Origin of the sequence: Photorhabdus hainanensis, from assembly GCF_018448965.1 — a bacterium.
GTDB classification, from domain to species: domain Bacteria; phylum Pseudomonadota; class Gammaproteobacteria; order Enterobacterales; family Enterobacteriaceae; genus Photorhabdus; species Photorhabdus akhurstii.
The window spans coordinates 39,769-49,835 of sequence record NZ_RCWD01000006.1; the positions used below are offsets into that span (position 1 = coordinate 39,769).

Annotated in this window: 8 protein-coding genes; 1 reads left to right on the forward strand and 7 read right to left on the reverse strand. The window is 40.4% G+C overall.

Annotated features, from left to right (window positions below; genetic code table 11):
• Nucleotides 1-11: 11 nt before the first annotated feature.
• The 6 genes from EAE92_RS05325 to bla all read right to left on the reverse strand — a co-directional run bounded on the left by EAE92_RS05325 (nt 12) and on the right by bla (nt 5,988).
• The gene (locus EAE92_RS05325; protein ID WP_321192522.1) at nt 12-350 is read right to left on the reverse strand and encodes a hypothetical protein; all 339 of its coding nucleotides are present in this window, start codon (nt 348-350) and stop codon (nt 12-14) included.
• Between the two features lie 33 nt (nt 351-383).
• Nucleotides 384-2,486, reverse strand: coding sequence for an amidase (locus EAE92_RS05330; protein WP_214067310.1), 2,103 nt, complete (start codon nt 2,484-2,486; stop codon nt 384-386).
• Between the two features lie 679 nt (nt 2,487-3,165).
• The gene (locus EAE92_RS05335) at nt 3,166-3,894 is read right to left on the reverse strand and encodes a tail fiber protein (protein WP_214067311.1); all 729 of its coding nucleotides are present in this window, start codon (nt 3,892-3,894) and stop codon (nt 3,166-3,168) included.
• A 437-nt stretch (nt 3,895-4,331) separates the two neighbouring features.
• A complete protein-coding gene (locus tag EAE92_RS05340; RefSeq protein WP_105395527.1) occupies nt 4,332-4,748 on the reverse strand; it encodes a type II toxin-antitoxin system VapC family toxin in 417 nt (138 codons plus the stop codon).
• A complete protein-coding gene (locus EAE92_RS05345) occupies nt 4,748-5,002 on the reverse strand; it encodes a type II toxin-antitoxin system prevent-host-death family antitoxin (protein WP_214067312.1) in 255 nt (84 codons plus the stop codon). Before EAE92_RS05345 ends, EAE92_RS05340 begins: the two co-directional genes overlap by 1 nt.
• A 101-nt stretch (nt 5,003-5,103) precedes the next feature.
• Nucleotides 5,104-5,988, reverse strand: a complete 885-nt coding sequence (gene bla / locus EAE92_RS05350; protein WP_214067313.1) for a class A beta-lactamase — start codon at nt 5,986-5,988, stop codon at nt 5,104-5,106.
• A gap of 1,013 nt (nt 5,989-7,001) precedes the next feature.
• On the opposite strand from bla, the gene EAE92_RS05355 reads away from it, so the two are divergent.
• The gene (locus EAE92_RS05355; RefSeq protein ID WP_214067314.1) at nt 7,002-8,855 is read left to right on the forward strand and encodes a polyurethane esterase; all 1,854 of its coding nucleotides are present in this window, start codon (nt 7,002-7,004) and stop codon (nt 8,853-8,855) included.
• A gap of 79 nt (nt 8,856-8,934) precedes the next feature.
• Here the strand turns inward: EAE92_RS05355 and EAE92_RS05360 are convergent, their stop codons facing one another.
• On the reverse strand, nt 8,935-9,912 hold the full coding sequence (locus tag EAE92_RS05360; RefSeq protein WP_214067315.1) for a helix-turn-helix transcriptional regulator: 978 nt from the start codon (nt 9,910-9,912) through the stop codon (nt 8,935-8,937).
• Between the last annotated feature and the right edge of the window lie 155 nt (nt 9,913-10,067).

The following is a 10,067-nucleotide window of genomic DNA, read 5'->3' on the forward strand; positions in this document are numbered from 1 at the left end:
CGCTTTACCATTTATTTTACGGCTATTGGAGACTTTACCATCAAGATTCCCACGCAATAAGTTGAGGCATTGGGAATTTCTGCGGTGACTTTTTGTTTTAACGCTTGATTTAATTTGGCGGTAAGTTTAGCTATATCACCATCATCTAAAACATCATCGCCAGATTGTGTCGCGATAAAATTAGCTACCACAGAGGCTATTGTTGATGATTGGCGTAATGCCTTATTTAATATATGAGTAGAGATATTTTCTGGTGGAAATCCTTCCTGTAAACTCTTATCTGTTTCATATTTTTCTTGACTTACCACATTAGCATTATTACTAATCACTCCCTTGCCGTCGCGATCCATCTTGAAATCCATAGGGTATAGGTGTCCGTCTGTTTAACCAATATGTTGTGGAGCGCCGCCAGGTATACACGCAGGTATGACTGTTGGCGGACGTACAGATGATGGCGTAGTCTCGTTGTCGATCTGTATTGTCGCTTTACTCTCGCTTACCGGCAATTTGATACTTTTGGTTGCCGCGGCAGTATTACCATATTCGTCTTTAGAAATAACAACCACGAAAAGTGCTTCTGCGGCTAACGCTGTGATGTTGTAGTATTTTTTGGTGTCAACTTTCGCCTGCCAGTTAACCAAGTCGCCATCAAATGGTATCTTTATCCCATTGACATAAATACGCGTTGTCGCAATTTTACTTGTGTCCTTCGCCGTACCAAAAATTGTAAGCGTAGTACCGGCAAGAGATGCATTCAATACTAACACCGGGGGCAGCTTATCTGTGCGTTGCACCGGTGGTACTGTTTTCCCGTCTGAGTAGTCCAGTATTTCGTCGGCCAATGGGGGAACCCGGGTTGCTATGGTTCTGTTATTGGTGGCGAATTCATAAGCGTATGCGTACCGAAGCAGATCGTTGTCGCTGTAAGCTGGGCCAATGAATGTTAAGTTAACGGGAATACCCGTGTCCTTCATGGTCCCCATGCTCACTGAAACACTTGGGATGCCCAAGTGGCGGAGAATATAGTTGGTGTTCGAGTACAGGTTGCCGTTCTGCAATGCTTCTTCGTATGAGACATCATTGACATCTGCGTTAGCCTTACCGATGTTGCCGTTTGCGGGAAAAACAATGAGATCAAGTTTCTCCGCCTTCATCCAGTTCTCAAGGTCTATCTTTCGCATTTCTTCGAGGCCGCGGAGCATAGTCGCAAAACCCGGTAGTTTCTCGATGGGCTGGACTCCAGCTTTGATTGTGTCGATGAGCAATTTATAATCTGAATTTCGACTAAACCCGCGACACGCATCGACGGATGCTGGCGGGGTCGGAAATACTGTCGCTGGGTCAATATTAGTCCAAGAAGAGAAATTCGGGTCTCCTACGCTCTTGAGGAACTCTTCGGCCGCATAGGAATTTATGTAGTTAAACTCCAATTCCACCCAGTTGAGCGGAATAAGTCCGCGCTCTTCCATTGTTCTAGTACCTACACGGTCCCCTTCATAATTATTCTGGAGTGGGAAATCGATTTCAATCACGTCAGCGCCAAGCGTACGAAGGTCGGCAGCAGCCTTATCCCAAAGTTCAATGATAGACGGCCTGACGCGAACAGGATCACTGCCGCCAAAATCTTTGCCAATGTACATCTTTGGAACGCCAACTCTTCGTCCTTTCAACGAATTTGGGTCCCTGAGTTCAAGATAGGTTTTAGGGCGTACTGAAGTCACGGCAGGTAGTTTGACAACTTTCTGATGACGCCAGAGGTCTCCTTCTGTGATTGGATCATCAACCACTACCACATCCAGGACTCGAAGCATATCCTCAACAGTACGTGTATGCGGGACAACCACATCACGTATAGGGTACAGAGGCCAATTGCCTCGGGTTGAGATCAATCCATGTGAAGGAGTATAGGCCGCCAGAGCATTATTAGAAGCAGGTGAACGGCCAGACGATATGGTTTCCTCCCCCATCCCGAAAGCCGCGAAATTTGCGGCCGTCGCAGTAGCCGAACCGTTCGATGAACCGGAAGACCATGCGGCCGTGAGATAGTCGGCGTTGTAGGGACTTTCCGAACGACCATAAACACCTCGCTGCATGCCGCCGGCTGCCATCGGAGGCATGTTAGTCTTTCCGATGAGAATTCCACCAGACTCCCGAATCTTTTTAACCGTGAAGGCATCATCTTTTGCCATCAGCTTTTTGAAAGCGGGAGAACCCGCGGCTACGGTGAGACCAGCAACCATATAGCTATCCTTAACAGTGTAAGGGATTCCGTGAAGAGGCCCGAGTATTATGCCCTCAGACCGCAGACGGTCTGCCTCCGCAGCCTCCTCAAGCACTCTTGGATTTAAGACAGGAATAGAGTTCAGTTTTATACCATTGAGATCATAGGCATATACACGGTTCAGGTACATTGTCGTCAATTCGACACTCGACAACGCACCAGCCTCCATCGCTTGCTGCATCTGTTTGATGGTTGCTTCTTGCAACGAAAAAATCCTCGTGTTGGATGCATCAGTCGTTGGCATAAATACCACGCTCATGAATAATGAGCCCATCACTACTAGCACGCTGTTGGGTATGTTCCCGGTGAACTTCCTTAACCAGAACAACCATGCATTACATGTAATAGGTCGACCTGACCGAACGGCAGTTATGCTTTCTAAGTCCATAATTAATCTCCAATAATGGGTGATCGCAAGTATTCGTTAATTTTTTAATAGATAAATAAGTTATGTTTATTTTGATTTATATAATCATTATTTGGCTTCTTTTGCTAAGGACACATACCTGATGATGCCACGCGATAAATTTCACCTATCCGCTCGATAAATGAAGCGACAATTGCATTTCATCTATTGAAAAATTTTCACACAACTAGCGTCATGAATATGACTGCCATTTATCCTATCCAATTTACCCATTTTTCCTTTAAATCTGTAGCACGGTAACCAATTCTGTACAGTTAGCAGGTATATTTTGCACTCATTAAACGGGGTTAATACCTCTATCATTAAATACCAATTATTCATAGCATAGCGATAAGCTCGTTTTTATACGAGCTTTTATTAAGTAAAAATACTGATTAAAAAAAGATTTTTATCAACATTTAAAATCGGTAAAACTTTAACGCTATTATATTTCAGTATCTAATATATTGTGTCATTATTATGCTGCTTTTACGATGTAGTTAAATGCGATATTTCGTGGTCTGATCCGTGAATAGTCCATTTCAACAGAAACGCTTTGTGCTTTTTCTGGTGCGCGATATTGGTAATAATCTTTTACATGGTAGGCTGTACCGTCCGTGTCCGTTAAGGCATGTGCTATTTTATCTGTGTAAAGGCCAGCAAATGAAGCTATGGTAGAGCTTTCCTGCCAGGATAATAGTTTTCGCCCATTATCAACACCACGTCCATCGTCCCAACCACGGATAAACTCGCCTCTTAAATCGGGTAATTTACCATCAGGATAAGCTTCTCCTAATTTCGGGTACTGTGATTTACTAAAAACGGAACCGTTGCAAGTGAGATAACCGATAGGTGGATTCGCTAACGGCCAGGGAATAGGAGCGCCAACAGGAATGTTATTGGTTGTTTTAACCAGTCTATCTACTTCTTCTCGAGTTATTTGTTTTAACGCTCGATTTAGTTGGGAAGTAAGTTTAGTTAGATCACCATCATCCAAAACGTTCTCACCAGACTGTGTTGCAATAAAATCAGCTACAACAGATGATATTGTTGACGATTGGCGTAATACCTTATTTAATACATGAGTAGGGATGTCATCTGGAAGAAATCCTTCCTGCAAACGCTCATATTCTTCATATCTTTTTTGAACTATCACATTAGCATTATCACTAATAGAAAAAGCTTTGAAATCATTTTTTTGACTCATATGTCCCTCTTAAATAAAATAATTTTATTACGCAATCAATATATTAAATTATCGTGTAGATAACTCTAACCATTGGCGCCAATCATAGTCTAGTTCAAAAAAATAATAATGGATTGTTTTTATAACTTACAGGGTTAATTGTTTTTATATAAGTGGGGAGTAAACAGATTAACGTGTGTGAGCTATTGCCTTTCTATTTTAATGAAAAATAAACCCATAAAATAATAAAGTTAAAATATGAATTTTTTATTTGAGTGATAACGAAAAGAAAAACAGGATGAAATAGATGGCAATGATTTTGGTAAGTGTTTTTGTGAATTTTCAAAATTATATTTCAATATTCTGCTTTGATTTTATTTTTAATAAATATATCAATATGCATGTTCATTTCTTATCTTATTTAATATAAGCATGCATATTTAAATATTTCATCATCCTTAAACCCAGGGATTTAATATTGGTACACCGGTCAATTCAAAATCAATCACATTTCGTGTGATGACAGTCATACCATGAACCAGCGCGGTGGCGGCGATTAGTGCATCACGCTCTGAGCATGGATCAGGGACATGCAACCGGGCACACCGCTGAGCTACAGCCGTATCTACTGGCAAGATCCGACCAGTAAATTCCGGTATTACATGGTGGTTGAACCATGAGCGCAATAATGCCCCTTGGGTTATGTCTCGTCGTTCAATCTGTAAGATGCCGGTTTCCAGCTCCATAATAGTAATGGCTGACAGGAAAAGCTCCGTTGCATCAACACTTTCAGCCCATGCAGCCACACCGGCATTAGCTTTACCCGTTCGAACTTTCCGAAGTTCAGAGACAATATTAGTATCAAGAATATACATCATGAAAAATTGGCTGGACGGCTATTGATCGCGACACGTGGTGGATTGAATTCAATATCTTCAACACCGGGCATTGCTAAAGCATCAGCGATGTTTCTACTCTGCTTGGTGATTCGTTGGTATTCCTCAATGGTTAGCAGGACATGTGCCGGTTTGCCTCGATCTGTGATGAACACTGGACCGCTTTTAGCTGCTTTTTTTGCCCCGCTGACATCCTGATTGAGCTGCCGACTCGATAAGGTTGTGATTGACATGGTGCACCTCGATATAATAGCTAATTTATGTAGGTACGTTACTACATATTGCTAAGGGGTGCAAATTTTAGTCATTCACCCTCTTAGCATCCCAGGAAAAATTAGGCTAAATGCGCCATCACCAACCGCGTAGCCGCAGCAAGTACATCACGGCGTGATTCGGCATCTTGCTGAGGTTGGGTAAAGTAAACTGCCAGAACCACAGGAGCTCCCTTTGGCGGCCAAAGTACCGCGACATCGTTAGTGGTGCCATAATCGCCAGCACCGGTTTTATCACCAACTATCCAACCGGCTGGAGCACCGGCGCGAATACTGGCATCTCCCGTGGTATTTCCTTTAAGCCAAACGATTAATTGTTCACGTTGTGATGCTCCAAGTACCTCTCCAAGCACGATTTTCTTCACGCTAGCCGCCATTGCCGCGGGTGTTGTGGTATCTCTGAGGTCACCGGGAATGGCGCTGTTCAAATCAGGTTCCCTGCGATCGAGTCGAAATGCAGGATCACCTATACCTTGAGTAAAGCGATTTACAGCCTCTAATCCCCCCAATTCTTTAATCAATAGATTTGCTGCGGTGTTATCGCTGTATTGCACTGTTGCCGCACATAATTGTGCAATGCTCATCCCTTGATTTAAATTCTTGTGCGCAATAGGAGCATAAGAGAGTAAGTCGGACTCAAGATAATGAATATGTTTTGCTAATAATTCTGGCTGGGACATGCTTTTGTGCAACACCGCCGCAGCAAGTATCAGCTTGAAAGTACTACAAAAAGGAAAACGTTCATCCCCTCGGTACTGAATTTCCTGACCATTCTCCGTATTAATCAGCGCCACTCCTAAACGGCCTTTTGTGCTGTTTTCCAGTTCGGTAAGTTGTTTATGCAGGGATGAGGGAATAACGCCAGCCCATGCCGGAAACGCAAAGTTGACCAATGGAATGGTAATACCGGCTAATAATAATGAACGCCGCAATGGAGAGTGTTTCATATTTGGATCTCGTAATATAGATAATAAAAAAGTACATTATAGAGAGAAAAAAGTAATGTCGCACTATTTTTAATAATATTTTATTATGGCGATTTCTATCATGATAAGCATTGTGTTTAATCTGCGATATAATGTTAAATAATATTTCATTTAATGCTGTGGTAACTGTAATCAGAAGATTTAAAATTATTTTGGTTATCTTTGGTTCATTTTATACCTTGTGTAAAAAATTAAATTCAATAACTTATTATGAATAATATACATTACTGATGGCTGTGATTTTACGTCAATGAAATGGTAATATTTTATTGATTTTTAAGTGTTTTTAATTTAATTTGGCGTATGGATATAAAATTAAAATTTTATCAAAGAAAACTAATTTAAAATAGTAAGTATTAAAAATATAAATACAGATTTATCATTGCAATTTAATAAATATAATTATTAACACAATGCAATTATAATCTTATTTTAAAGTTTGTTTTTAAATAAAAAATCAATGTATTGTATTTGTGAATTGATTATTAAAGAAATTATATTGAAAGAGTAATAACAACTATTCTAATCAATAAGAAATAAATGTCAGTATTATGAATTAATTTGAATGGGTTTTAATTTTATTTTTCCAACCAATTAAGTGAACCAGCGATAAATTTTTTCCTTTAATTTAAATATCCATATTTATTTTATATGTATTAAATGGAACTAACCGATCTCCCTTTATAATATTGTGGACTATAACTATCTATTAATTTAGTTACTTTTAAAAACTATCAACAATGATATAGATATATTTAGTATGTTTATTCTCACCCGCGAGATCATTAGCATATAAACTTAATTTATTCAATTAAAGATTTGTAAAAATATTAAATTTTCATTATGGCTCACTAATTTATAAATTTTTAGACAATTACTCTTTAAATGATCTACATCAATCTATACTTACCTAGCTGGTTAATATTTTTAGAACACTTTTTTAACCTTATTTTAACTTAACAAGGATATGCATCATGGGTGTTTTTCAGTACAAAGACTTTGATAGCGCTACTTCCAAAGAGTTATTTTCCGACGCAAAAACGATCTCCGGGTATGCTTACCATAATCTGGGCAGCGGATTTGCCGAGGGATATTACAATTATGGTTTTGGTTTAGGGATGCCATTAACGTTGCTGACCGCAATTCTCGGCAGCACGACATCGCAGGGCATCACGCCTAAATTGCCTTGGAACCCGGACGCGGAAAAACAGGCACAAGATAAACTCAATGAATCAGGGTGGTTTACTATCAGTGCCGATGAGTTAGGCTATCAGGGTAGAACTGATGCCCGCGGTACTTTTTTTGGCGAAAAAGCAAGTCATTCCACTGCTCAGGCAGAGGTAATGGGAAAATATGATGCTGATGGTAATTTGATTTCTATTGGCATTGCGTTTCGCGGTACGAGTGGTCCTCGAGAATCAGTTATTACCGATACACTGGGCGACATTATGAATAATGTGCTGGTGGCTTTAGGTAAGAAAGACTATTCGAATGACTATGCGCCAAACGCTTTTGGCCGGCTGCTGGACCATGTGGCCAATTATGCCAAAGCTCACGGTTTGACGGGCAATGACGTTGTGGTCAGCGGCCATAGTTTGGGTGGGTTGGCTGTGAATAGTATGGCGGAGTCTAGCGATACGAAATGGGGGGGATTCTACTCCCAGTCGAACTATATCACTTTCGCTTCGCCATCACAGTATGAGAAAGGTAACAAGGTGCTGAATGTAGGATATGAAAATGATCCTGTGTTCCGCGTGCTCAACGGCACCAGTGTTGATGCGAACTCTGCGGGCGTGCACGATGTACCAAGAGATTCGGCTACAAATAATATTGTTAATTTTAACGATCACTATGCATCAGACTGGTGGAATGTACTGCCCTTCTCTATTGCTAATCTGTCAACTTGGGTTTCGCATGTGACGCCATTTTACCAGAGCGGCATGCAACGTATTATGGATTCAACGTTCTACGATCTAACACATAAAGATTCGACTATTGTTGTCAGCAACCTTTCCAATGTCACCCGAGAAAAGACTTGGGTACAGGATTTAAACCGGAATGCTGAAAAACACACTGGCAGTACTTTTATTATTGGTACCGACGGCAACGACTTGATTAAAGGTGGTAAAGGAAACGATTATCTGGAAGGACGCGACGGCAATGATATATTCCGCGATGACGGCGGATTTAACATGATTGCCGGCGGGAAAGGCCATAATACTTTTGACTTACAGAAGTCACTAAAAAATGCGGAAATAGCCTATGACCAGGCAGGTACATTGTATGTGCGTGATGCACAAGGCGGTATCACCATTGCTACGGATATCTCGACTATAAGAAGTAAGGAAAGTACCTGGCTGTTTCTGACTAAACAGGTGGATTCTCAAGTCAGAGCCGATGGTTTGTATTCCAACAACGGATTGAAGACGAAATATGCCAATTCAGTAACAGGCAATGATGGGAATGATACACTGACGTCTAAAACTTCCGGTAGTTGGCTGTTTGGTCTGGATGGTGATGATACGTTGATCGGCTTCGGCAATAATAATGTTTTTGTCGGTGGTGAAGGTAACGATGTCATGAAAAGTCAGGGTAATAACAACACCTTCCTGTTCAACGGTGATTTTGGACAAGATATCATCTATGGCTACAATAAGACTGATAAACTCGTGTTCATGGGTACCGAAGGCAGCAGTGATAAAAGTAATTATCTGGATCATGCCTCTATGGTGGACAATGATTTGGTATTTACCTTCGGTCAAAACTCAGTCACTTTGGTTGGCGTCAGCATGGACAGTTTGTTGGTGGATAATATAATACTGGCGTAACATATAAATTATGCGATATCCCTACCTGTAAAGTGGCCATGTTAAAATGGCCATCTTGGTTTAGGAGTCAATTGGATAACTAATTCCCAGCTACGATATTTTCTGTTAATAAAGTGTGACCAACGGCATATTTCGCCTGCCATGCTTTAGGATTGATCAAATAATGTTGCCGGAAGCGTTTAGAAAAGTGACTTGGGCTGGAATAACCTACTGCGGTAGAAACATCAATGACATTCATTCCTTTTTTGAGTAAATCTTCTGCGGTTGTCATACGGACATTCTCCAGATATTGATGGAAAGTACGAAAAACAACCGCACGAAATCCCTCTTTTAATTTCCGTTCATTCAAACCAACTGCTCTTGATAATGATTTTATCGTCCAAGGGGAATGATAATCACTGTTAATTATTTTTATTGCATTATAAACAGCACGGCGTTGCGACCCGCTGATCACGTTATATTGACAATCATAAACCTGAGATGCTACACAAGCGAGTATTTCTAACGCTTTTGCTTTTAAATAAACCTTTCTGATATTACCACTTAATTGGCACTCTTCTATTTGATTCACTATCTGCATAAATGGTGGATAAATGGGACATGCCATCATCAATACATCACTGTAGCTAGCGTTCTTCTCGAAACCTGCCGCTAATTGAGTAAAAGGGGGTAATTCCTGAGCTTCCACTTCGTTCAATGAAAAACGAATATCGAGAATATGCCATGATCCGCAGCCAAAGAAGTTCATGCCACGCGTCTTTTTAGGTGAATGGAAAAATATCATCATTCCCGAATTGATATCTAAAACATCACCATTTTCAATCGCCATTTTCCCTTTCCCGTTTAAAATAAACGCAATTGATACCGTTGGCGGCCCTTCACAATATTCTGTGACATCCTTGTCGAGCTCAAAGCGAATTCGGTTTATATGAATCCCGTCAGATAATTCCTCAATCAATAAGGGAGTATTTGTGTTATTTTTCTCCGCTTGTGAATGCATGCAATTGCAATGGTCAGCCGTGAAAACTCCTAATTTCTTGCTATAGATCGTCTTCATGAGATCCCCTGTAAAATTAGCATCGGATACCGGTTAAAAAGTGTTTTCTCACTTAAAACAGTGTTTTTTGCATATTAAAGACATTATATTTTTATTTTATATATATATGCATATTGTGAATGTCACTCACTTTATCATTAATGATAATCATTATC

What these genes read in the sequence shown, in the direction of transcription:
- EAE92_RS05325 (WP_321192522.1), bottom strand. Translation starts at nt 350, where the DNA reads ATGGATCGCGACGGCAAGGGAGTGATTAGTAATAATGCTAATGTGGTA.
- EAE92_RS05335 (WP_214067311.1), bottom strand. Translation starts at nt 3,894, where the DNA reads ATGAGTCAAAAAAATGATTTCAAAGCTTTTTCTATTAGTGATAATGCT.
- EAE92_RS05340 (WP_105395527.1), bottom strand. Translation starts at nt 4,748, where the DNA reads ATGTATATTCTTGATACTAATATTGTCTCTGAACTTCGGAAAGTTCGA.
- EAE92_RS05345 (WP_214067312.1), bottom strand. Translation starts at nt 5,002, where the DNA reads ATGTCAATCACAACCTTATCGAGTCGGCAGCTCAATCAGGATGTCAGC.
- bla (WP_214067313.1), bottom strand. Translation starts at nt 5,988, where the DNA reads ATGAAACACTCTCCATTGCGGCGTTCATTATTATTAGCCGGTATTACC.
- EAE92_RS05355 (WP_214067314.1), top strand. Translation starts at nt 7,002, where the DNA reads ATGGGTGTTTTTCAGTACAAAGACTTTGATAGCGCTACTTCCAAAGAG.
- EAE92_RS05360 (WP_214067315.1), bottom strand. Translation starts at nt 9,912, where the DNA reads ATGAAGACGATCTATAGCAAGAAATTAGGAGTTTTCACGGCTGACCAT.